Source organism: Methylicorpusculum oleiharenae (genome assembly GCF_009828925.2).
GTDB classification, from domain to species: domain Bacteria; phylum Pseudomonadota; class Gammaproteobacteria; order Methylococcales; family Methylomonadaceae; genus Methylicorpusculum; species Methylicorpusculum oleiharenae.
Map to the genome: position 1 here is coordinate 3,708,052 of NZ_WUTY02000001.1, position 21,985 is coordinate 3,730,036.

At 47.6% G+C, this 21,985-nt stretch carries 28 protein-coding genes and 1 pseudogene; 26 read left to right on the plus strand and 3 right to left on the minus strand.

Annotation, left to right across the window (positions count from 1 at the left end; all coding sequences use genetic code 11):
- Positions 1–47: 47 nt before the first annotated feature.
- The 20 genes from istA to GO003_RS16835 all read left to right on the plus strand — a co-directional run bounded on the left by istA (position 48) and on the right by GO003_RS16835 (position 14,848).
- Positions 48–1,556, plus strand: coding sequence for an IS21 family transposase (gene istA, locus GO003_RS16745; RefSeq protein WP_159654192.1), 1,509 nt, complete (start codon positions 48–50; stop codon positions 1,554–1,556).
- On the plus strand, positions 1,546–2,292 hold the full coding sequence (gene istB, locus GO003_RS16750; protein ID WP_159654190.1) for an IS21-like element helper ATPase IstB: 747 nt from the start codon (positions 1,546–1,548) through the stop codon (positions 2,290–2,292). Before istA ends, istB begins: the two co-directional genes overlap by 11 nt.
- A gap of 275 nt (positions 2,293–2,567) precedes the next feature.
- Positions 2,568–3,038: a hypothetical protein gene (locus GO003_RS16755; RefSeq protein ID WP_159654188.1), complete on the plus strand. Its 471-nt coding sequence runs from the start codon at positions 2,568–2,570 to the stop codon at positions 3,036–3,038.
- Between the two features lie 87 nt (positions 3,039–3,125).
- Positions 3,126–3,584: a hypothetical protein gene (locus GO003_RS16760; protein ID WP_159654186.1), complete on the plus strand. Its 459-nt coding sequence runs from the start codon at positions 3,126–3,128 to the stop codon at positions 3,582–3,584.
- A complete protein-coding gene (locus tag GO003_RS16765) occupies positions 3,574–3,837 on the plus strand; it encodes a hypothetical protein (RefSeq protein ID WP_159654184.1) in 264 nt (87 codons plus the stop codon). Before GO003_RS16760 ends, GO003_RS16765 begins: the two co-directional genes overlap by 11 nt.
- Positions 3,838–3,839: 2 nt before the next feature.
- A complete protein-coding gene (locus GO003_RS16770; RefSeq protein WP_159654182.1) occupies positions 3,840–4,073 on the plus strand; it encodes a hypothetical protein in 234 nt (77 codons plus the stop codon).
- Positions 4,074–4,275: 202 nt separating this feature from the next.
- On the plus strand, positions 4,276–4,509 hold the full coding sequence (locus GO003_RS16775; RefSeq protein ID WP_159654180.1) for a helix-turn-helix domain-containing protein: 234 nt from the start codon (positions 4,276–4,278) through the stop codon (positions 4,507–4,509).
- Positions 4,454–5,200, plus strand: coding sequence for an RNA-guided endonuclease InsQ/TnpB family protein (locus tag GO003_RS16780; RefSeq protein ID WP_159654178.1), 747 nt, complete (start codon positions 4,454–4,456; stop codon positions 5,198–5,200). The genes GO003_RS16775 and GO003_RS16780 overlap by 56 nt, the downstream gene beginning before the upstream one ends.
- On the plus strand, positions 5,197–5,436 hold the full coding sequence (locus tag GO003_RS16785) for a zinc ribbon domain-containing protein (protein ID WP_159654176.1): 240 nt from the start codon (positions 5,197–5,199) through the stop codon (positions 5,434–5,436). The genes GO003_RS16780 and GO003_RS16785 overlap by 4 nt, the downstream gene beginning before the upstream one ends.
- 25 nt (positions 5,437–5,461) lie before the next feature.
- A protein-coding gene (locus GO003_RS16790) for an IS3 family transposase (protein ID WP_159654174.1) occupies positions 5,462–6,624 on the plus strand; the annotation gives its coding sequence in 2 pieces (ribosomal slippage) (positions 5,462–5,738 and positions 5,738–6,624; 1,164 coding nt in all).
- Positions 6,625–6,902: 278 nt separating this feature from the next.
- Positions 6,903–7,169, plus strand: coding sequence for a hypothetical protein (locus GO003_RS16795; RefSeq protein WP_159654172.1), 267 nt, complete (start codon positions 6,903–6,905; stop codon positions 7,167–7,169).
- A 138-nt stretch (positions 7,170–7,307) separates the two neighbouring features.
- Positions 7,308–7,676, plus strand: a complete 369-nt coding sequence (locus tag GO003_RS16800) for a DUF6876 family protein (RefSeq protein ID WP_159654170.1) — start codon at positions 7,308–7,310, stop codon at positions 7,674–7,676.
- Positions 7,677–7,698: 22 nt separating this feature from the next.
- Positions 7,699–8,151 carry a hypothetical protein gene (locus GO003_RS16805; protein ID WP_159654168.1) on the plus strand — a complete coding sequence of 151 codons (453 nt, stop codon included), beginning with the start codon at positions 7,699–7,701 and terminating at the stop codon, positions 8,149–8,151.
- 283 nt (positions 8,152–8,434) lie between these two features.
- Positions 8,435–9,412 (plus strand): AAA family ATPase, encoded by a 978-nt coding sequence (locus GO003_RS16810; protein WP_159654166.1) that lies wholly within the window; start codon positions 8,435–8,437, stop codon positions 9,410–9,412.
- A complete protein-coding gene (locus tag GO003_RS16815) occupies positions 9,412–10,152 on the plus strand; it encodes a hypothetical protein (RefSeq protein ID WP_159654164.1) in 741 nt (246 codons plus the stop codon). Before GO003_RS16810 ends, GO003_RS16815 begins: the two co-directional genes overlap by 1 nt.
- Before the next feature lie 102 nt (positions 10,153–10,254).
- The gene (locus tag GO003_RS16820) at positions 10,255–11,526 is read left to right on the plus strand and encodes a DUF3150 domain-containing protein (protein WP_159654162.1); all 1,272 of its coding nucleotides are present in this window, start codon (positions 10,255–10,257) and stop codon (positions 11,524–11,526) included.
- Positions 11,527–11,607: 81 nt separating this feature from the next.
- Positions 11,608–12,273 (plus strand): hypothetical protein, encoded by a 666-nt coding sequence (locus tag GO003_RS16825; RefSeq protein ID WP_159654160.1) that lies wholly within the window; start codon positions 11,608–11,610, stop codon positions 12,271–12,273.
- Between the two features lie 93 nt (positions 12,274–12,366).
- A complete protein-coding gene (locus tag GO003_RS16830; protein ID WP_159654158.1) occupies positions 12,367–14,181 on the plus strand; it encodes a VWA domain-containing protein in 1,815 nt (604 codons plus the stop codon).
- 107 nt (positions 14,182–14,288) lie between these two features.
- Complete coding sequence (locus GO003_RS26225; RefSeq protein ID WP_269144413.1) at positions 14,289–14,411, plus strand: hypothetical protein; 123 nt, start codon at positions 14,289–14,291, stop codon at positions 14,409–14,411.
- 35 nt (positions 14,412–14,446) lie between these two features.
- The gene (locus tag GO003_RS16835; RefSeq protein WP_231089037.1) at positions 14,447–14,848 is read left to right on the plus strand and encodes a hypothetical protein; all 402 of its coding nucleotides are present in this window, start codon (positions 14,447–14,449) and stop codon (positions 14,846–14,848) included.
- 190 nt (positions 14,849–15,038) lie between these two features.
- Here the strand turns inward: GO003_RS16835 and GO003_RS16840 are convergent, their stop codons facing one another.
- The 3 genes and pseudogenes from GO003_RS16840 to GO003_RS16855 all read right to left on the minus strand — a co-directional run bounded on the left by GO003_RS16840 (position 15,039) and on the right by GO003_RS16855 (position 16,717).
- On the minus strand, positions 15,039–15,491 hold the full coding sequence (locus GO003_RS16840; protein WP_159656570.1) for a putative iron-sulfur cluster-binding metallochaperone: 453 nt from the start codon (positions 15,489–15,491) through the stop codon (positions 15,039–15,041).
- Between the two features lie 17 nt (positions 15,492–15,508).
- Positions 15,509–16,214 (minus strand): annotated as a pseudogene (locus tag GO003_RS26640) (MerT/CopZ fusion-like heavy metal transport selenoprotein).
- Positions 16,215–16,309: 95 nt separating this feature from the next.
- Entirely contained in the window at positions 16,310–16,717 is a 408-nt protein-coding gene (locus GO003_RS16855) for a MerR family transcriptional regulator (protein WP_159656564.1), read from the minus strand.
- 351 nt (positions 16,718–17,068) lie between these two features.
- Here GO003_RS16855 and GO003_RS16860 point away from each other — a divergent pair, with 351 nt between their 5' ends.
- The 6 genes from GO003_RS16860 (at position 17,069) to GO003_RS16885 (ending at position 21,974) form a co-directional block, all read left to right on the plus strand.
- Positions 17,069–17,644: a recombinase family protein gene (locus GO003_RS16860; RefSeq protein WP_159656562.1), complete on the plus strand. Its 576-nt coding sequence runs from the start codon at positions 17,069–17,071 to the stop codon at positions 17,642–17,644.
- Between the two features lie 4 nt (positions 17,645–17,648).
- A complete protein-coding gene (locus GO003_RS16865; protein ID WP_206444674.1) occupies positions 17,649–19,295 on the plus strand; it encodes an IS481 family transposase in 1,647 nt (548 codons plus the stop codon).
- Positions 19,285–20,256 carry an ExeA family protein gene (locus GO003_RS16870; protein ID WP_159656558.1) on the plus strand — a complete coding sequence of 324 codons (972 nt, stop codon included), beginning with the start codon at positions 19,285–19,287 and terminating at the stop codon, positions 20,254–20,256. The genes GO003_RS16865 and GO003_RS16870 overlap by 11 nt, the downstream gene beginning before the upstream one ends.
- A 181-nt stretch (positions 20,257–20,437) precedes the next feature.
- Entirely contained in the window at positions 20,438–20,761 is a 324-nt protein-coding gene (locus GO003_RS16875; protein WP_159654347.1) for a hypothetical protein, read from the plus strand.
- A 95-nt stretch (positions 20,762–20,856) separates the two neighbouring features.
- Positions 20,857–21,396 carry a hypothetical protein gene (locus GO003_RS16880; protein ID WP_159654349.1) on the plus strand — a complete coding sequence of 180 codons (540 nt, stop codon included), beginning with the start codon at positions 20,857–20,859 and terminating at the stop codon, positions 21,394–21,396.
- Between the two features lie 284 nt (positions 21,397–21,680).
- Complete coding sequence (locus tag GO003_RS16885; RefSeq protein WP_159654351.1) at positions 21,681–21,974, plus strand: hypothetical protein; 294 nt, start codon at positions 21,681–21,683, stop codon at positions 21,972–21,974.
- The last annotated feature ends 11 nt before the right edge of the window (positions 21,975–21,985 follow it).

A 21,985-nucleotide genomic window follows, 5' to 3' on the forward strand; every position in this document is an offset into this window, starting at 1 on the left:
GTTGTTTAATGTCCGGTTTTTTGCCGGAGAATCCTGGAGTGTTAGTAATGGACGTTATAGCCGAAATCAGACGGCGTCATTTTATAGAGAAAGAATCGATCACCTCTTTGGCGGAAGCTTATAAGCTATCCCGCCCCACCATCCGCAAGCATCTCAAGACGGTCGAAGTCCCGGTTTATCATCGTAACGATCAGCCACACCCCAAGTTGGGTTCCTACCGCGAGCGGTTGGACACTTGGCTGGAGCAGGAGGCCCCTTTGCCGCGCAAACAACGACGTAGTGCTCAACGCTTGTATGAATGTTTACAGGTCGAGGGTTATCGTGGGGGTTACACCGCCGTACAGCGCTATGTCAAGCGCTGGAAGAAAAAGCGAGCCAGCAGTCCTACGATCAAGCAAGCCTTTGTCCCGTTAGCTTTTCCAGCGGGCGAGACGTGCCAGTTTGACTGGAGCCAAGAAACCGTTGAGCTTGGCGGCGTGGTGCAGACCATTAAAGTCGCACATTTTCGCTTAGCCTACAGTCGGCAGATGTTCATCGTGGCCTATCCGCGTGAAACCCAGGAAATGGTGCTGGATGCCCATAACCAAGCCTTCGCTTTCTTCGGCGGTGTGCCGAAACGCATGGTGTACGACAACCTAAAAACGGTGGTTGATGCCATTTTTGTTGGCAAGGAACGGCGCTTTAACCGTCGTTTTTTGGCTTTGGCCAATCACTATTTATTTGAGCCGGTGGCCTGCACACCCGAGTCCGGTTGGGAAAAAGGCCAGGTGGAAAATCAGGTGGGCAATATCCGGGAGTGGCTGTTTACGCCCCGGGCCAAATTCGAAGACTTTGCCGCCCTTAACGCCTGGTTAGCGACGCGTTGCCGTGAATTGGCTGGGCGCCTTCATCCTGAACAAGCTTCACGCACCATTGCCGATTGCTTTGCTGAAGAACAACCACGGTTAATGCCGGTCAAGGCCGTATTCGATGGTTATGTGGAAGAGATGCGGCGAGTATCGCAACTCTGCCTGATTCGCATCGACCGTAACCGTTACAGTGTGCCAGCGGAATGGGCCAATAGCGTGGTGTCGGTGCGTTTAACCGCAGATTGCGTGCGCATGGTCGCCGAGGGACAGATCATCGCTGAACACAGTCGCCAATGGGGCCGTGATCAACTGGTTTGTGATCCTTGGCATTATCTGCCGGTTTTAGAGAAAAAGCCCGGCGCACTCCGGCATGGTGCACCGTTTCGGGCATGGGATTTGCCGGTGTCGATCAAAGTGGTGCGCGATCGCATCCTCAAGCAAGACAAGGGCGACCGGGCCTTTGTCGATCTGTTGCTGATGGCCAGAGACCTGGGTGATGGCGGGCTGGATGTCTTGGAAGTCGCCTGCGATCTGACTTTGCAAACCGGCGTCATCAGCGCGGCCATTGTACTCAATGAAATGCGCCGATTAACCGAAGCGGCTCAGCCTAAAACACTGGACGAAACGCCAGCACCGATTCTGACCTTGGAGCCTGTGGCCGATTGCAGCCGCTACGATGCCTTACGGAGCGCGCGCCATGTCCATTGATCGTACCGCGCAACTGAAAACCCTGCATCTGTTCGGCATGGCCGCTGCCTGGAGCGAATGGCAAGCCGAATACGCCCAGAAAAAACCGGTCATGCCGGAAGTCTGGCTGGATCGCTTGATCGAAGCCGAACAGGCCGACCGGCAGGCACGCAGCTTGAATTACCAACTCAAAGCGGCACGTTGCCCAATACATCGGGATTTGATGAGTTTTGACTGGCAGGAAACGCCGTTACAGCAAGCCAGGATTGAACAACTGGCCACCGCTGGCTTTATGGATCAAGCCTACAACTTGATACTGGTCGGCGGCACCGGTACCGGTAAAACCCATTTGGCGACCGCGCTGGGTATTGCCGCGATTCATCAAGGCAAACGCATTCGCTTCTACAACGCTGTTGATCTGGTCAATCAACTGGACAAGGAAAAACAACAGGGCAAAGCCGGCAATCTGGCCAAGCAACTGTCCTCTATGGATGCCGTCATCCTGGATGAATTGGGCTATCTGCCATTCCCAGCATCGGGCGGCGCCTTGCTATTTCACCTCATCAGCCATCTGTACGAAAAAACCTCGCTGATCATCACCACTAATCTTAATTTCGGAGAATGGGCACAGGTATTTGGCGACGCCAAGATGACCACAGCGCTGCTGGATCGCATTACCCATCACTGCGATATTTTGGAAACTGGCAACGATTCTTATCGGTTTAAACAACGTAAAAAGGCGGCTAAAATGCAATAACCTTACAAGTCAACTGGAAACTTTTCAACGCTCTTTACTGGAAAGTTTTCAACGCCGTTTGACAGCGTTAAAAGCGGTAACGGCTGCGATCCTTTTGAAATGATTGCTGCTAATCGTGAAGATGCTCTTCGAGATGCCTTATATGCGATTGGTTGGAGCGTTTCACCCAAGAAAACGCCTTCGCCATCTGACCTGTAACTTTTAATTACCAATCAAGGGAGATTCATGCTCCCTTGTGGGCTTGCATCTCTCTTTCAATTCTTTGAGAGAAAATCATGCAAAACGAAAGCAACGAAAACATTGAAAGTTCTTACACTTATCGTGCTTGCCAATCTATTTTGGCCGGCGATCAAAAATCCGCCTTGGAATACGCTAAAAAAGCGTTTCCTTCGTTGGTTGATGAACCTGAAACCTATTGTTTGACGACCCTTGAGTTGCTTGATCTTGCCAAAGATCATCATCTCGATATGTCTTTGTCGTTTAACGGATGTTTTCGCACGGGGCTTTATTTAGGCGCCACATCAACGCTTGGTCTTCATCTTCATAGAGGTACTGTTGGAAGATCTCATCGGATACTGCCGGTGGAGTTTTTGCGCTTTTATCCGAATTCTCTTGGAAAGGTATGGCGCATCGATCAAAAAACGCCTGCAAAATCTGTTTATCGGACTTTTTGCAATATCCGTCAAACCATTGTTAAACAAATGATCAACCTGTCGTATTTTTCACCGCTGGTTTATTTCAATTAACTGGATTAATTTTTTTTAACCCACAAGGGGGATGTCCCATTCCCTCTTTGGGGAATTGGCATCTCTCTTCACTTTTGGAGAGATGTTATGAACAAAAAAGTATTGGTAACAGTAAGCGGTGGTGTACCAACAGTCTTTGCTGATCACGGTGTCAATGTCGTCGTTCTCGATTACGACGATGCGAAGGTCATGCATCCCGATGACATGGTTCCCATTCATCTTGATTTTTTACCTTTGATGGAGTTTGCAAAGGCTATTGATGACTGGCCTCTGACGGATGACGGCAGATTCAATGATGCCAAAAATCTTTCGGATATCACCTGGAAGCTTTTATCGAAAGAACGCCCGCCGATCGCTGTACGTGTCGAATGCGTCATGAAGCCTGAGTTCGCTAATGGTTTGCTCGGTAGAAAATTCCTGTGGCTTCACAATGATGGGTATTGGAAAGGCGAAAGCATTTCCAATCAATCCCAGATATTTCCGATAGGAAGTGTATTGGCTTGGGCGCCCATTCGTGACTTTTCAGGAGAGCATTGTGTCGGTTAATACGCAGACTTCTGTTGCTTCAAAAACGGTCGGATCATTTCTCATTCGGAAAATACCCAGTATTTTTACGAATCGTGATGGCAAGCTCGATATCGTCATTCACAAGGCAACCGGTGAAAGCTGGGGTGCTTTGTATGATGGCAAGCGCTATACCATTGCCATGATTCTTGAAGCCGATACCTATCGTCCGATCCGCTCCAATCTCACGGTTCCTAAAGAATTGTTGGATAACCTTGTTGCATGTGGATTTTGACCATGTTGGCCAAGTTAGAAGACGGCTCGATCGTTACCTTGGAAAAAGACTGTAGCTGCACAGATCATGATGGACCTCATTGGCTCCATTCCGATCGATTGTTCCGACAACTGAATCTTCAGTTGCTTGGGTCAAATAATCTTCAGACACAGGCTTTTGCCATGGAAGAGCAAGCCAGGTTAACGCGCAAACTTTCGATAATGAAAGCCAAGCGTATTGCTGAACTGCTCCAATAATCACTATTCCTTTCCAGGAGTAGTTTTTCAACCCTCGCGGGCTCATTTCCGCCAGGGAATGACTCCGCGAATTTTTAATTTTTCAAGGAGTCATTTATCCAAATCGCGGCGAAAAACCCCTCCCTTCAGGCAGGGGATGTAAGCCGCCCGGGGAAGCCAGTGAAGGGATTGCATATCTCGCAAGCCGTGCTCGAATAAAGGCATGAGCACCAAAAATACTACCATACGCCACCAAAGCTACCGATTCCGCCTGGAACCCAAGGCCAAACACCTGGATCATTTGAACCGATCCCTGGGTGTCAATCGCTGGGTCTGGAACAAACTGCTGGCCGCTAACCTGCACCGATTACGAAACGGCATGTCTTTGCTGGTACGAGGAAATGGCCTGGTGGATTCAATTCTGGAAGCAAACCGAAGACTACGCCTTTCTGCGTGAAGCACCCGCCCAATCCTTGCAACAAACCGCCAAGGCCCTCGAACGCGCCTTCAAGGACGCCTTCGACAAAACCAAACCGAACAAACGGTTGCCGAAACCGAAAAAGCTCGGCAAAAACGAAGCCGGTATCAAATACCCGCAGGGTTTTAAGCTGGATGAAAACAACCGTGTCATCAGGCTGCCCAAGCTCGGATGGGTGAAATACCGCAACAGTCGCCCGATCAAAGGCGTGATCAAAAACGTCACCGTATCCCGGCATGGCTGCCACTGCTGGCTGTCGATCCAGACCGAACGCGCAATCGAAAAACCGGTTCACCCGGCGTCCGGTGAAATCGGCCTCGATCTGGGCGTCAAGCGCTTATACACGCTCTCGAACGGCGATTACCACGAACCTTTCAACATCGAACCGTTGGCAAAGCAGTTGATCCACACACAGCGCACGCTGTCGCGCCGGGTCAAGTTCTCTGCTAACTGGCACAAGCAGAAAAAACGCATCAACCGCCTGAATACGCGAATTGCCCATGCCCGTTTGGATACCCTTCACAAAGCCACGACACGGATCAGCCAAAACCACGCCATGATCTATGTGGAAGACTTGAAGGTGAATCATATGACGCGCAGCGCCAAAGGGACACTGAACGATCCCGGTCGTCAAGTCCGGCAAAATCCGGACTCAACAAGGCGATATTGAGCCAGGGCTGGGGGCTTTTTTGTGACCAGTTGACCTACAAGCAGCAATGGCAAGGCGGCGATGTCATACGGGTAGCGCCGCATCACACCAGCCGGACGTGCCCATGTTGCCGCCATGTCGCGAAGGATAACCGGCAAACCCAGGCCGAATTCCGTTGCGTCGAATGCGGCTACGAAAACCATGCCGATCTGGTAGGTGAAGTGGCTACACTAAACCGGACACACAATCTAAAATAACCTAAAAATAGAGAGTGTGTCGAAAATGGATCAAGAAAAACAAAAAGTAAAAGTATATAGTGCCGAATTTAGAGAATCCTCCGTGAAGCTGGTGATAGGCTCCGATCAGCCGATCACCCAGACAGCAAAGGATTTAGGTGTTAATCCCAATACGCTACATACCTGGATCAACAAATATAGCCAGCCAAAGGGGCCCAATAAAATTGTGCGAACCGATGAGCATCTCTATGAAGAATTGAAGCGACTAAAGAAGGAAAACGCCCGATTGACAGAGGAACGTGACCTATTAAAAAAAGCAGCGGCGTACTTTGCCAGGGAACAACGGTGAAGTACGCCTGGATCAAACAACATGAGCCCGAATTTTCGGTTAAGTCGATGTGCCGTTTCATGAGCGTTTCTCGTAGCGCTTACTATGGTTGGCGAGAACGCCCTCAGACAGTCATTGAAAAAGACGATGCTGAGCTGGCTGAGGTCATTAAGGCCTTGTTTAAAAAAAGTCGAAAAAACTATGGAACGCGTCGTCTCAAAGAAGCCTTAATCAAACGGGATCGGCAGGTGAGTCGCCGTCGCATTGGCCGGTTAATGGGAACTGCGGGTTTAGCCTGTAAAACCAAGCGCAAATTCAAAGCGACTACGAATTCCAAGCATAATTTACCTATTGCGCCCAATCACTTGGATCGGCAATTCACGGCGGCACAACCGAATCAGACCTATGTCGGCGACATCACTTATATTCATACACAGGAAGGCTGGTTGTACTTGGCTGTCGTAATCGATCTCTATTCGCGGCAGGTGGTGGGCTGGTCAATGGCCGAGCATATGAGGGCTAAATTAGTGAATGATGCGTTATTGATGGCCGTTTGGAAACGCAAACCTGGTAAAGGCTTGATTTGGCATACCGACAGAGGCAGTCAATACGCCTCCGACAGTCATCGTGCCCTATTGAAGGATCATGGCATCATCCAGAGTATGAGCCGCAAAGGCAACTGCTGGGACAATGCCGTCTCAGAAAGCTTCTTTCATACCCTGAAAACAGAACTGGTTCATCATCAGCGTTATCAAACCAAAGCTGAGGCTAAGCAGGAACTTTTTGAATATATCGAGGTGTTCTACAACCGTGAAAGGCTTCATTCTGCCAATAACTATTTGTCGCCAGTGGACTACGAAATGCAGCTAAAATCTGCTTAACTTTGTGTCCGGAAAAGTGTTGACACATCAAGGCGCTATGAATGTATTGGCGAAAGGCCAAGCCTTGCTCGCCGCAACCAAACAACCGCAGGGCATGCGGGGTTCGCCTGTCAAGTGAACGGTGCAGGAATGCCGTCAGCAGCAGGAACCAGCTCAGTGTCATAAGACGCCAGAGGAATCCTCGGCCTTTAGGCCGGGGAGGATGTCAAATTCGTCGAGTTCGAAGTGTCTTGTCTGCACCTGTGTCTGCTACTGAAGCAAATCATTGGAGGATTTCATTGCAGGTTCAGCTCGATCAAAAGCTTCTCAAAGACGCACCGTATGCGATTGACTTGCTCAATAAGCATGCTGCTTCATGGGATGAAACCGATGCTGGCGAACGCTATTGGCGACTGCATCCATTAACTTCCTTAAAGGATGCGGCCATCTTGTTCAAATTCCGCTTTTTGCCGCTGTCTACCTGGAGCTTCATCGCGACCAGCGGACCTTGTTTTGAACATGAAGCACGCGAACTTTTGATGCCATCAAAATCTCGTGCAGCCTGATGCTTGCGTTTTCAACTTTCTGTTTGATCCTATCAGTGATTTAGTCGTTATTTTTACTACGGGATCGTTGTGCTTTGCGCCTCAATCCCGTGCATTCTTTTTGGAGCTGTTTTTTGCGGCCTTTTCTAGAGAATTTCTATGCAAACCCAATTACCTGATCGCCGCCAACTGGTTACTGAATTAGCCGAATTTTGCGGTACTTCTCAGTGGTATCAACATCATCTTGTCAAAGATATGACCTACACCGACGGCATCAAATACTTTGCCGATAGGACAGGAAGTTTCTGGCTGATTGATCTTGTTGCAACAGAATTTTTCCCTTTGCTGACTGAACAACCACTTTTGGTGATCATTGCTTCTTCTGAGGGAAAATCTTGCGAATTAACCGTCACCGATGGCAATGACGCCCAAATAACGGCAAGGAATTTTTCCTTTTCCACAATGCCTGCCGGTGAGTGGAAGTTCTATTTGACGGATGACGTTTTGCTTTTGCCGTCTGAATACTGATTTTTTTTTTGGAGATTTTTCAATGGATACTGTTGAATTGATGTGTGAGCCAGAAGCTGTTATTACCGAAGATGGCTATTTGTTTTTCCGTCTTCCGGATGGCCGTTATGTCGACAACCCAGATAATGCCGATCTTGCTTACGATTCATTGGGGCAAATCACCGAAACGTGTGACATATTGTCCCCCTCTAAAACGGCAATCCGTTTGGCTGGATATTTCAGCTGGAGTGATGAAGAGCTCGCTCACGCACTCAAGACTTTGAGCTTTTCATACATCAATGAGAACTCGGTTATGTTAAAAAATGGCCGCGAAATTCGCTGGCCATCTTCGCCGCAAACCTGCACCTATGTTCGTGTTATGCAGGACGGATTTGAGTTAGGTTATTGGGCGTGTGACGATGAACATCATTGGTTCGAAGATGTAATGGGAGCAGTGTTGACTTGTTGCGCAGGACAAAGTATTCCAGCAAGTTGAAAGACGCGCTAAAACATGCGTCTTTCGAATGCAAAAAGGTTGACGGTATTTGGCATACTGCCGGTACCGTCTTTCCAGAACGCTTGTATCGAGCATTGTGGAAAGACGAATTTTTGTAGCCCTCTAAGAGGACTCAAAATAAAGTGCCAGTTCAGCACTCTAAATAAGGCAACCTGTTAAGCGCTTCGGCGTGATTCTTATCTTTACCCACCGGGGAAACAACTTCTCCCGGTATGGGCGTTGGTGTTTCCCCTTTTTTCTTTTTGAAATTCGGAGAAACATCATGACTCAAATTACTAAAAAATTCCCAATCGGTTCCACTTTCAACATTGCTGCACCTGCTGCAATGATGGTTGAAGGTTTTGAGGATGAAACTCATCCATCCATTCCAACCCGGAAAGAGTATGTGTTTCGCAATGAACATCTTCGTGATGTGATTGCGTTCATTTCCAATCCACTTGGCGATGCGCTTTATTTGACTGGTCCTACGGGTTCCGGCAAAACCTCGCTGATCTGCCAAGTTGCAGCCCGTTTAAATTGGCCAGTTCACCAAGTCACCTGTCATGGTCGCCTTGAGCTGAACGATTTGATCGGTCAATTCATGCTGGTTAACGGCTCTATGTCTTTTGTTCACGGGCCTTTGGCTCAGGCCGTCCGAGACGGACATCTTTTGATCTTGAATGAGATCGATTTGATGGACCCCTCAGAGCTCGCTGGTTTGAACGATATTATCGAAGGGCAACCTTTGGTAATTCCTCAAAACGGTGGCGAAGTCATCAAGCCTCACCCTAAATTCCGTTTGATTGCTACCGGCAACTCTGCTGGTCAAGGTGATCAATCCGGTCTTTATCAAGGCGTCATGCAACAAAACCTGGCCTTTCTTGACAGGTTTCGCCTGATGGAAGTCAGTTACTCTGAAGCATCTATCGAGCAATCCATTCTCAAGTCTGTTTTAACGGGAATGGGTGTCCCTTTTGATTCTGTCATGGAAAACTTGACGGAAAAGATGATTCAAGTGGCCAATGAAATTCGTCGACTCTTTGTCGGTGGTACTGACGGTGCCGGCGAGTTGAGCGTTACCATGTCTACTCGGACACTGGTTCGCTGGACAAATCTGATGATTGCCTATAAACGTGCTCCCAATGCATTGGCCTATTCGTTGGATCGTGCGCTGACATTACGTGCCGAGCCCGCTCAACGCGAAGCCATTCACAGGATCGCCAAAGACGTTTTCGGTGATGCCTGGGGAGATGATGCGTAATGCCTGCTTTAGCTTACGATCTTTATCGTTTTACTAATTCGGATCGCTCAACCAAAGATTGGGCTGTTCGTGTTAATGGTGATGGCACTTATACCTCACGATGGGGTAAAACAGGTACCAAACTGCAATCTAAAACCTTTGATAAGAACATGCTTTCCATGAATGAGCATATTCGTTCAAAGACTGATAAAGGATACAAGCTAATTGGCCAAGTATTGATTGATGACGATGGCAAGATTACATCTGCTTCTCAAACGTCAAAACATCAAGGTCAAGACCCTCATCCAACCGATGATCCGCCTTGTCTATTCTGGCGCCTGAGAATCAAACAGTCTGTTTTGTCTGATACTCAAGCCATTGGACAATTCCATGCAAACGTTTTATCTATGAGCAAGACGATTACTGGAATTTTTGGTGCATCTGCTTTTTTGGAAAATTTCCTGCATGCCTTGATTAATGATAAGGCCGTTTCTGCAGGTAAGTTGTTCAAGGAACAAGGAGTCGCCTCATTGTTGCTGTTCATGGCTATGATGAAAGTGGCCCCGTCACAAGTCAGCGTCCATTTGTCGCATGATGACGGTGTTGAAATCAGTAACAAGCTCAAGCTCGAATCCAAAGCGCTGTCGTTTTTTGATACGGATTTGGAAACAGTGCGACCTGTTGCTGAAGCTTTGGGTCTTCTTGAGAAGCGGCTCGATTTATCGGCCGTAGCATCATCTCAGGACGATTTTTACTTTTAAATTTTCTAACCCTAAAGGGGCAGTCTATCGCCCCCTGGGTCGTGTGCTGCCTCTTTTTTTTATTTTTTGGAGGTAGTTATGTCACACAATGCAGAAATGATTTTGGACCAAATCGATGTTGTCAAACTCGACATCAACCTTTGGACAAGTTCAAAAAAATTAAGACCAGAGGATCTCGTTTTAGCCGATGGTTCCAAACTTCCACCGGAAGATTTGGCTTATCTCGGCACCAAAAAGACCATTGATCCCGACAAGTTGAAAGAATTCAACCGCATCAAAAAAGAAGCGGAAAGAATTTGTCTTCAATCCGGAACTCGATTTATCGGTGGTTTTGCTAATCCGCGGGCTGAAATTCCTCGTATTACGCAAGAGCTGGATGAGTTATCGAAGACCTTTTACGAGGCTCGCGATCAACTGCTGGCCACTTATCACGAGGACACTGAAGAATGGATCGCTCGCCATGCTGAATTTGGTGATGCCATTCGTCGTGCGATTGAGCCAGTTGAATCCGTAGCATCCAAGTTGCGATTCGATTACGTTGTGTTTCGCGTAACCGTACCCCAGGCAGATACTTTATTGCCTGATGCAACACCAGCTGCCGTCGATTCCCTGCATCGTCGTACCAATTCCATGAGTGATCAGCTTTTTCATGAAATCGCTCAGGAAGCCAGTCAACTTATCGATCGATCGTTCGTGGGTAAGGATACTGTCACCGGCCGATCTCTCAATGCTTTTCGGAGAATGCGGGATAAGCTAGACAGCCTGGGTTTTCTTGATCATCGGTGCATGCCAGTTGTTGATAAGATCGATGCTGTTTTGGACGCCTTGCCCAAACAAGGTCCCTATAATGGTATTGCATTCAACAGCCTTTTCACGCTTGGTTTGCTGTTGTCAGATCCTGACAAAATCAAACGTCATGGCAGTGGTTTGTTGCAAATGGAATCAATCTCGGTTTCTGATGCTATAGCCGCAGTTGAATCCGATGAAGAAGATGTCGATGTAGAAATGCTCGACTCATCACCTGCTGTACCCGTTGCGGTTGCGGAAGAACCTGTTGAAGCACCTGTTGCTGATACTTCTGCTGTCAATACCGATGACGACAATGATCTTCCCGGTTTTGACGACTTCCTGTCCAACTACAATCCTGCAAAAGATGTTTTTGATACCGCACCTTTAGTCGATGTTTCAATTAACCTCGATAATTTTGCTCAAGATGTTTTTGAACCGGCTCTCGAAGCAACAAGCTTTATGGCTTCTGTCAAAGAAACTGTACAAGTTGCCGCGGAAACCGCTTCAACATCAATTCCTGTTCAATCTAAAGATGAGTCTGAAACTCCAGCTACTGAAGAAGTAGTCGAAGATTTCTGGTTCTAATTTTTCTACCCGGCGGGTGCAACTTCATCCCGCGTGGGATGATTTGCCTCCGCCTCCATTTTTTTCTTTTTTGGAGGCTTTATGGCTAACAACTATTCGCAGGCAACTGTTTCACCTTGTTTACCGCTGGATCTCGTCACTAATTTCGAGCAAATCCTACTTAATGAGTATGGATTTCAATACGAGTTATACGGATCACTGGATGAACGTAAGATTTATTTTTATGTTCCGGATAGCGAAAGAGATTCAGTCGAAGACTTCGAACTTGAATTGATCGAGGAATATGCGAGCCAAGGTGATGAAATTGCCAAGGCCTTGCAACAGTACATCAACGAAAACGGTGATGACGAAATCGACCAATTTATTTCGTTTCAATACAGCTGGGTTTCAATATTCCAGCACATCCTCAATAAACCAGGATGTCAAATTGACGAAATCGTCGTTGAAGGCTGTTATTTTTGCGACAGGCTCCGGCAAGGTGAATTTGGTGGCTGGATTACCAGAATCACAAAGTTCACTGTCCAGTATGGAGGAACTCAGGCAATGCTTATTCAGATGCAACAGGAGCCGGCCTTCTTGGAAGCCCTTGACATTGTTTATCAGTTGGCATCAGCCAATTGCGCTGACAATGAACATGATCCTGATGATCCACTTCTGGATGAACGTCTAGCTGAGGAATGTCGCAAACAACGGGCAGCGCTCAACTTGATCCATGATTACTGCGCTAATCACGAATTGAATCGATAAGATTTAACTTTTCTACTTAATTTTTTTAACCCTTGAGGTGAACCTTTGCCTCTCGGGCTCATGGTTTGCCTCTTTTTTTTGGAGATACAAATCATGAAAAACCAAACCTTGAATAACGCTTTTCCAATTGTTGCTGCAGCATTGGGCAATAAGTTTGGCGTTAAAGTCTCTGTAGGTGGAGAAGACGCCTATACAACAGGTGATCGTATTCATCTGCCGGCATTAGACACTGATGATTCCAATATCAAGGATGTTGCCTGGGGTTACCTGGCACATGAAGCTGCTCACGTTCGGTTCACTGATTTTGGTGAATTTCGCAATGCTGCTACCAGTCCTCTACGGAAGCATATTGTCAATATCCTGGAAGATATCCGCATCGAAAAAGCGATGCAGGAACCCTATCCAGGTACAAAACGTACAACTGAGAAAGTGACTGAATACTTGGTTCAAACGGATGCTTATGGTTTTGTCACAAAAGACCAAGAACCGCATCCTGCCAGCGTTCTTTCACAATTTCTGTTATTTCGTTTGAGACACGATGTTCTTGGCCAAAAAGCCTTGTCGTCGCTTGCTGATTCTGCTGAGTCTCTGTTGGAAGATACTTTTCCTGCAGGTGCCATTACTCGCTTATTTGGCCTCTTATCCGATGTCCCTTCGTTGCGTGAAACCCGTGATTGCGTTCGGCTTGCCGATCAAATCTTGCGGATGATCCAAGAAGAGCAGGAAAAGGCTGAAGAACAAGCCCGGCAACAAGCTCAGCAACAACAATCTTCAAGCAGCAACGCCGGTGGACAATCAAATTCGTCTGATGATGCCGACGCAGATGATCAAAGTGATGACACGTCGTCTGGTGATACCGATGATTCTCAACCGAATCAATCGAGTCAACCCGATGATGCTATTCCACAAACCGATACTTCTGATGCTGATGACGATAACGCCGATCAACAATCTGGACAGGGTGCAACATCATCCCGTTCCGGTGCTGATGATCAATCTCAGGATGCCGATCAATTGGCGCAAATCTTGTCATCGGCGCTCTCTGCCGGTCAAGATGACTTACCTGATGATTTGTTTGAAGCGGCCCAGAAGCTGTTAGGCAACCAGCCAAGAAATAGTTACGATTCTGAAATCCATTTGCCCCAGGCGATGGAACCGAACCGTAATCCATCGACTGGTAATGCAATATTGAATCGAGCACTTTCGGAATCCGGCAAAATCCGGGCTTCCTTACAAGGCCTTATTCAATCCAGTCGTTATGAACGTCCTGTTAATAAACGATCTGGTAATCGTATTGATGGTCGTAAATTGGTTCGTTTGTCTCAAGGGGATTCTCGCGTTTTCGAACGCAGAACTCACAAGCAGGCGCCAAATACGGCTTTACACTTGTTGGTCGATGCATCGGGTTCAATGAACAACCGTATCAGCCCGTCTTCCATGATTACCTGGGCTCACATTGCCATGGATTCGGCGGTTGCTTTGGCTTTGGCGCTTGAAGGTATTTCAGGTGTCAATCCGGCAATTACTCGATTCCCTCATGGCGATACTGATAACGTCAATCCATTGTTGAAACACGGCCAAAAGGTTCGCCCTCATGCGTCCGCGTTTTCTGCAATTACCAATGGAGGCACGCCGCTTCATACCGCACTGTGGTATTCCGCTGCGAGTGTTATAGCGACCAGGGAAGAACGCAAGGTCATCATGGTTCTTACCGATGGTGAGCCTGACGACTATGATGCTGCTAAATCAGTGATCCGCCGCTGCGAAGCAACTGGCATTGAATTGGTTGGTGTTGGAATCTGTATCGATACCAGTCATTTGTTTGACAATTCGATCTGCATCAGCAATGTGTCCGACCTGCGTTCTGAGCTTTTCAGAATCAGTAAGGATTTGTTGTTGGCCGCATAATTAAACCCTTGGCGATTCTCCGGAATCGCCATTTTTCTTCTACCCAGACAGGGAGCCTTTCCCGCTGGGAATGCTCTTTGTCTGATTTTCTTCTGGAGATTTTTGCAATGAGCAAAAAAAACGATTTGACCCAACAATTGGTTTCTGTGTTGCAGGAAATGGTTAATGACTATGGCTATAACCGCTGCGACGAAAAGCGATTGGAAACGATTGGTGACGCTAAAAACTGATCGAGAATGCCAATGCAATACTCGGTCAATGCAGGATGAATTCAAATGCTAATCCATCTTTGAAGCTGATTTCATTATCTTCTGGCGATTGCGGTTTGGTTTTTAATGATCGAGTCATTGTGACGGCCGATCCTAATTTTGAAACTGTCGACCAAGTTGAGACTACCGGTTTCAATTTGGCTAACGCATTGGCTTGCGATATTCGCGTTATCAAAATGCAAACACCGCCTAAAGATGATTGGAATTGGAGTGATGTATTGATGCTTCATCTTAATCCTGACCTCAAGCTTTTCCGCGTTTCTTATCAGGATGAAGCTGGTGACAAAACGATCTTGCATTTCGATTGTTTTGCAACGGATGCTGAACACGCTATGTGTAGCGGCTTGCAATCAAAAACCCTCAAACCAGCAATCAGCGCAATTTTCGACCGGAATTAAATGCAACTGAAGGCCATTCAAACCGAGATTATTTGCAACTGAACCTGCAATCATTCATACCGACCTGCAATCATCCGCCGCAAACCAGGATTATTTGCAACTGAAATATGTCGATGGCCATCGGCGGCAGCCGTCCATTGGTCTGTTATAAATAAAAAAATCAGTTCTCCGAATGACTGGTTTATAGCGATCATTTGACATCTGTTTTGCGCTCATTTTCTAAACGCTTGAAATTCGCTAAACAGCATTGGCCTGACGGGTTTCTAATTTCACACGCACATTCCCCGGCTTGAGTTCGTTGCATGACGAAAGCTTTGATCGGCTCTGCCCGTTGATCTTTTAACGCCGTTAAATACTGCTCGGCGTCAATATCAAAACAGTAACAAAGCCCGTCGTTTTGAATGGCTCGATAACTTCGGAAATGCTGTTTTGGAATAATGATGTTGCCCGCACTGGAAAAGTACCCAACTGAGCATGTTTTGGCAGGGCAAAAAAAATAGCTGTCAGTGATAATTGCCTCATTCTCGGGAAACCTGACCTGATGATAAAGCGTAGGCATACCGACACTTTTACAAGTGGAGCCGCATTCAGGACAAATCTGTTTGGTTTTAGTAGGTGTATTTGGGCTGCAACAATCAGACATAGACCATATCCTCGACTTTATCGAGAAACAGGTGTGGCTATGGAACCCGGATAGCCAGCATCCGTCGTGGCTTTGATCAGGGCTGCACTATCGGTTTTTGTGCCATCGAAAGAGATCACCGCCGTTTTGGAATCGTAATCGACAGCTACTGCTTGTACGCCTTCGACTTTCTGTAAGGCTTTTTTGATGGTGACTGTACACATTGCGCAAGTCATGTTTTCTATATTCAGCGTCACCGTTTGCTGTTGGTTTGGCTGTGCAACAGTGGTTTCAGCATAGGCTGTCGGCATCCACAGTGTGCTTGATGACAAGCTCAAAATTAACAAACTGGTTTTAATTGTCATATCGATTCTCTCAAGCTATAAAAAAGGGTGCTACCCACGGAAAGGCAAGTAGCAGCAAAATGAACGCAGAGCCAAGCCAAAACACTAGGCGTTGTTTGCGTTGGATGTTGGCTATGGCGCAGCTCGCACCTTCTTCACAACAGGAAGGTGTCCGATAAAGTTTGCGATACCCTAATGCCATAAAGACTAGGGTCAGGGTGATAAAAAAAGGACGGGCCGGTTCCATTGCCGTAAGCGTACTCATCCATGCCCCACCAATGCCTAAAGATAAAAATAGAAAAGGCCCGACACAGCAGGCCGAAGCCCCTATAGCGGCTAAAATGGCGCCGATACCTAACCATGACGGGGTGTTAATAGGTGTTTCAGGGTCTGTATTCATGTGAATCTCCTAAACCAAACAATTACCAATGTTGGTCAGAAGTCTAAACCCTGTTCTTTAGAACAGGGTCAAGTGGGCGGCAATGTCATTATGAATCAGGGCTTGGTTGAAGCATCATCGCTAAACGCATCGAGAATGGCGCAACGCTCGAATGATGCTGTCTCCTGACAGTCATTGACCAGGGTTACCAATACCTGACGGAGAGCCGTTAAATCCTTAATCTGTTGATTGATCTGCTGGCATTTCTGCTCGGCGAGTTGTCGTATATCCGTGCAATGAGCTCCATCGAGAGATAATAAAGTGGCAATTTCCTTCAAGGTAAATCCAGCCTGTTGAGCGCGCTTGATAAAGCGGATTCGAGTAATCGCATCATCTGAATAACATCGGTAGCCACCCTGGGGTTTCTCTGGTTCCGTCAGTAAACCAATGCGTTGATAGTGGCGGATAGTCTCAATGGTGACTTCGGTTTGCTTGGCAAGTTTGCCGATGGTTAAAGGCGACATTTCTTTGAATTAAATGTTGAAGGGGTTTTATTGTCCCTCAGTTTTCCAATCATCAGCTATTTATAAACAACCATAAATATTATCTTGAATGGTGGCTTGGGCTCAGATGCCTGCCAATTAAGTAATTGAGGCAAATGGACAAGTATGGGTTGTGTCTTTGTCGGCCAAGTTGCTGCTGACACCGACTTCGAAAATTGTCCAGTCCAGAATACGTCCGTTTTCTGGACTTTTTAATCTTCCATATCATGACACCGTTCCATATGGCTTCCAGAGTCCATAAAACTATTCCACAAAACAAATTCCAGATATACTCCGTTCTTGAGACTTATTGGACTAGAGGATAGAGAAATAATGTTGATCGGTTATGCCAGGGTGTCCACTGATGATCAGAATCTGGACTTGCAACGGGACGCGCTTGAAAAAGCGGGTTGCGAAAAGATTTACACGGATCAGCAGAGCGGTGCTAGTACCGACCGTCTTGGTCTGGCCGGTGTTCTGGAAATAGCCCGCTCAGATGACACGCTGGTGGTTTGGCGTCTGGATCGACTGGGGCGCTCTTTGAAACATCTGATCCACCTGGTTGAAAAACTGGAACAGCAAGGCATCGGACTCCGAAGCCTGCAAGAGAATATTGATACCACCACCAGTGGTGGCCGATTGGTGTTTCATCTGTTCGGCGCTTTGGCTGAGTTCGAACGCAACCTGATTCGCGAACGCACCCAGGCGGGATTGTCGGCAGCGCGTGCACGAGGACGGCTAGGCGGTCGGCCAAAGCTACTTGATCCGAAAAAACGCGAGCTAGCGTTACGCCTTTATAAAGAACGCCAACACAGCATCGTGGAAATCTGCCAAATCATGGGGATTTCCAAAAGCACTCTGTATAACTATCTCGCGGAGCAGGGTGTCAATGCCCGCGACGCGGCATAGCCCCATTCCAACTGACTCGCTGTTGGCATTGCGCCAACGGCTGGATCGATTGCCCCCAAAAAGTCCGGAACGAGCTGCCCAGGTCAAATCCATCGCCGAACTCTACGCCGTTTCCACCGACACGGTTTATCGCGCACTCCGGGATTTACACAAACCCAAGGCCGCCCAGCGCGGCGACCGTGGCAAACCGCGTGTGCTACCGAAACCAGAACTGGAGCACTACTGCGAACTGATCGCGGCATTGAAACTGCGGACGACTAACAAGAAGGGCCGCCATGTTTCCACTTGCCGGGCCATCGAACTGATGGAAAAATATGGCTTAGAAACCCCACAAGGATTGATCCGTGTTCCCAAAGGTTTATTAACTGCCAGTACAGTAAATTATTACCTGAGCTACTGGAAACTCGATCAACCGCGATTGACCCGACAACCCCCCGCAGTGCGGTTCCAGGCCGAATTAAGCAACGCTTGCTGGCAATTCGATATGTCGCCTTCCGAGCTTAAACATGTTAAAGCACCCTTGTGGATTGAACCCAGCCGAGGTGCGCCCACCCTGATGCTATACAGCATTGTCGATGACCGCAGTGGAGTAGGGTATGAGGAATATCGTTGTGTCTACGGTGAAGATGCCGAATCGGCGTTGCGGTTTCTGTTCAATGCCATGGCGCCCAAACCCTACATGCCGGATTTTCCGTTTCAAGGCATTCCGGAAATGATCTACATGGATTGTGGCCCGGTGTCCAAGAGCCGGGTTTTCCAGAATGTGATGGATGCATTGGGTACCAATTGGCAAACCCACATGCCAGCGGGAAAAGATGGCCGCCGCGTCACTGCTCGTGCTACCGGCAAAGTTGAACGGCCGTTTCGTACCGTGAAAGAGGTACATGAAACCCTGTATCATTTCCATCAGCCGCAGAATGAGGCCGAAGCCAACTTGTGGTTGCAAAATTATTTGTTGGACTACAACCGGAAGCCACATCGGAGCGAACCACACACACGGCTGGAGGACTGGCTCGCCAACTTGCCGGCAATTGGTTTTCGCGAAATGTGTTCCTGGGAACAGTTTTGCCGGTTTGCTCGGGAGCCAGAGCGGCACAAGGTCGGGGCCGATGCGCGGGTTTCGGTGGATGGTACCGCCTATGAGGTAGCGCCGGAACTGGCCGGTGAAACCGTGTTGCTACTATGGGGGTTATTCGACACCGAACTCTATGTCGAATACGATGGCGAACGTTCCGGGCCATACGCTCCTATTTCAGGCCCCATTCCCCTTAATCGGTACCGGGCCTTCAAGAAAACGGCAATAGACGAAAAGGCTGATCGCATCCGGCAACTTGCCGATCAACTCGGGCTTCCCATCGCCGCATTAACCGGTGAAACGGATTTCCAACTGACGGAACCGGCGATATTAAAGGAAGATCTGCCGCGGCAGCCCTTCATCACCGACCTTCAGGAATACCATTATCCTAGCAAGATCGCGGCTAAGCTGGCTATCGCCGATGAAATTGCCAAGCCATTAGCTAAGCTTACACCCAATGATCGCGCATTCATCGACAACGTGCTAGCCGAAACCCTCGCGCGAAGTATCGTACTTACACGCATCCGGGAATACTTTAGACACCAAGAAACCCAAGGGGGTCAACATGCGGGTTGAAGTGATGGACTATTATGGGCTAACCAAACCACTGAATCGCGCCGGTTATTACGAAACCGAACATCACAGTCAATTGTTCAAGAATATTCGCGGTGCTATCCATGAAGGCCGGATTATCGTTCTCTACGGCGTCATTGGCAGCGGCAAAACCGTCACTTTACGGCGATTGCAGCAACAACTGAAAGACGAAAATAAAGTCACCGTCTCCCGCTCACAGGCGGTAGAAAAGCACAACGTTAAACTGAACACACTGATGGCGGCACTGTTCTACGATCTGTCAGCCGGAAAGAAGGTCAGGATACCTTCCCGATCCGAGGACCGTGAACGGGAATTACAGGAGTTGGTCAAAAAGGGCAAACGCCCGGTGGCTTTATTTATCGACGATGCCCATGCCTTGAAAGATGACGCTTTAACCGGCATCAAACGGCTTATGGAAGTGATTGAAAGCGATGGCGGATGTTTGTCAGTAGTCCTTGCGGGTTGGCCCAAGCTGCGTAATGATTTGCGCCGCCCCAAATTGGAAGAAATCGGCTTACGTACCGATATGTTTTCAATGGATGGTATCACGGGCAGCCAACGTGAATACATTCGATGGTTGCTCACTACCTGCACCGGACGCCAGGAAGGGATAGAGGCATTGATGACCGCCGATGCCATCGATCTCTTGGCAAGCCGGTTACGGACAGCCTTACAGATCGAATGGCATCTCACTCAGGCTTTTGAAGCCGGTTATCAATCAGGCGAATTACCGGTAGATGCTGAATTGGTCGAAACGGTACTCTCCAAGCATTTGGATGATATGGAGGCCACCATCACGCGGCAAGGCTATGGTCTGCGGGAATTGGTGCAGAACTTTGATGCAAAACCGGCAGAAATCAAAGCGCTATTTGCCAACCAGCTCGATCCAGTCCGTGCCAGCGAGCTACGAGATCGTATGCGCCTGGCTGGATTACCAATTTGAACTATCTGCGGTCAGTTGCAAATAATCCTGGTTTCCGGCGGATAATTGCAGGTCGGTATGAATGATTGCAGGTTCAGTTGCAAATAATCTCGGTTTGAATGGCCTTCAGTTGCATTTAATTCCGGTCGAAAATTGCGCTGATTGCTGGTTTGAGGGTTTTTGATTGCAAGCCGCTACAGCTATGGAACAAGCCGAAGACGCTTATCCTGGTGCAGAGATTCTTCACGCTGCGACTTTGGGTGTAAATACTTCTCAATGGTCTATTCGTGAAGCGATTGAACAAGCACGTGCAGCTTTGCCTGATTGGTCTTTTGCAAAGTCTGAAGGAGTTGATCCAGCTTTAATTCAACGCATCAATGATGCTTTGTCGTCGGATGTTTCTGATGATCAACAGTTCAAATCTCTGTTGATTGAATGCAGAAGCGCATTGCTGATTGCTTGGCAAAATCACGGTGGTTGTTCTGAAGAGTTGCTTAATTCGATTGATTTGGCGCTCCAAGGCTAACACCCACATCACTTTTTCTTTCACCCTTCCGGGAAACACTTATCCCGGCATGGGCTTTGTGTTTCCCGTTTAATTACTTTTATTGGAGAAACACCATGACTACCAGTCAAAAAACCATCAATTTGGTCATTCACGTTGAAGGCGGTTTAGTTCAAGCCGTTTACACCGATTCACCTCTCAATATTTGTGTTGCTATACAGGACTTCGATATTGAGGGCGCTGATTTAGACGAATTGGCAACTTTGTCCAATGGAACCGAGTTTCTCGGACACATTGAGCAAGCCATTACCAATAATCAGCGTGTTGAGGAAGTGTTCGCCGCTTTTGATCAGCCCGTTGAATGCGACCATAAAATCGATGTTCAACAGGAAAATTACCTTAGAACGCACGGTAAATTCTGTCCAAACTGCGGCTCTATGAACATTGAGTCTCATGGAGCAATGGAAGCGGATGGCGATCTTGCATGGTCATTCGTGACCTGCATGGATTGTTCATCTACCTGGCAAGATAATTACCGTCTCGAATCATTTTCTGATCACGATGATACAGCACTAAAGGTCATCAATTCTGATTCTGAGCGATGTTATTGGTCAAATGAGGCTGGTTTAGAGGCTGAAGTTTTGCCCACGAACTAAGCTAACCACCAACCGAAAGACGCGCTAAAAAAGGCGTCTTTCGATTTAAAAAACCTTGACGGTATCTGGCATACTGCCGGTACCGTCTTTCCAGAATGCTTGGCATGAGTGTTGTGGAAAGACGGATTTTTGTAGTTCTCTAAGAGAACTCAAAAGCAAGTGCCAGTTCAGCACTCTAAATAAGGCAACCTGTTAAGCGCTTCGGCGTGATTTTTTAACCTCTGGGGAAATCTTTATTCCCTGGCTGGGCAATGATGATTTCCCTCTTTTTTAGGGAGATTGTCATGTGTAAATTCTATTTTCAAATTTCGCCCGCCAATAGCGGCGACAATATCGATTTCGGACTTGTTTTTAACGAGGATGAATCCAGCTCCTTGGTCAAGGTATTTTCTGTTTCGGATGATTCCGAATTCATCAATACCACCGACCATAACACTTGCCGCATTCTGCTCACATCGCTGAAAGAATACGCGCAAACCCGCAGATTTTTTAAGTTTGAAAGCTTTCTTCAGGATTGCCTCTTCAGCCTGAAAGACTGCAAACCGTCAGGATTAAGTTACTCGCTTAAACTGATCTAATTCATAAAGAC